Source organism: Caballeronia sp. BR00000012568055, from assembly GCF_029439455.1.
Lineage (GTDB): Bacteria > Pseudomonadota > Gammaproteobacteria > Burkholderiales > Burkholderiaceae > Caballeronia.
Genome location: NZ_JAQFVG010000116.1, coordinates 1 through 908 on the forward strand (window position 1 = coordinate 1; position 908 = coordinate 908).

The following is a 908-nucleotide window of genomic DNA, read 5'->3' on the forward strand; positions in this document are numbered from 1 at the left end:
CATAACCTCGTGAAACGGTCGTTTCGGTTCCATCGTCCTCTCCTGCATAAACTGCTGGTTCTTCTTTGGAAAATTGCGTTGCACGCGCGTCCGGTCGTGCAGGCCGTGGGCGACCATGAGCGTGATGATCTCCAAGTCGTCGCGACGCATCGGGCGTGTGCGCTCGATGCACGTCTCACGGAAAGCCTGCTCGCCGCGCTCGTGGACGCCGGCTTGGTTGACGTGCTGCGCGGCCTGCACGCCTTCGCACTGGAGCGCGAAAACTTCCTCGGCCTTGATGCTCTCTGGTCGGCCGGCGTAGTCGCGGTCGATGGCGGCCCATAGCCGCCGCATCGACGGCTCGCCACGCGTGGCACTGATGCTTGCCAGCAGCGCGCGCTTGTCGTCGCTCGTGAACGTGTTAAGGCCGAAATGGCCGATGACTTCATGCCGCAAGGTGGTCATCAAGTCGTCGGCGTCGGCCGCCATGCTGCAAACGATGTCGCAGCGGCCAGGATGAATGTCAGGGCCGGTCATATAGCCGCCGCGTACCCCATCCAGTCCCTTCGCCGCGTCGGTGCCGTACAACTCGGCAACCGTGTTGCGAACGGCGTAGGACAAGGCTGCTTGCCAAAGAGCTGTCGCGCATTGGTCCGGGTGATGCTCGCCGGCATGTCGAGCGGCTGGCCGTCCTCTACGAATGTCGGCGTGTCGGCCGCCTGCGCGTCGGGCAGGTCGATGGCCGTGTCGAGCGCATCGGCCTCGCTCAATGCGTCTTCTGCGAACGCGCCGGCGCGGGCCGCCTCGTCCGGGTCGAACTCGGCCTGAAAGCCGGGCGTCTGTGCGTCGGCCAGCTTCTCCCGCAGAGCGGCCGCCGCGTTCGCTTCGTCATCGAAGCTCACGTTAACTTGCGGAAACTCGTCCGACAA

1 protein-coding gene and 1 pseudogene are annotated in these 908 nt (G+C 64.8%); both read right to left on the bottom strand.

All coding sequences use genetic code 11. The annotated features are described in order from the left end of the window. Positions 1-567: pseudogene (locus P7F28_RS07280) on the bottom strand (hypothetical protein); the annotation flags it as partial. Further along, the coding region (locus P7F28_RS07285; RefSeq protein ID WP_306805818.1) for a hypothetical protein at positions 513-908 on the bottom strand (396 nt) is incomplete at its 5' end. The pseudogene P7F28_RS07280 and the gene P7F28_RS07285, both read right to left, overlap by 55 nt.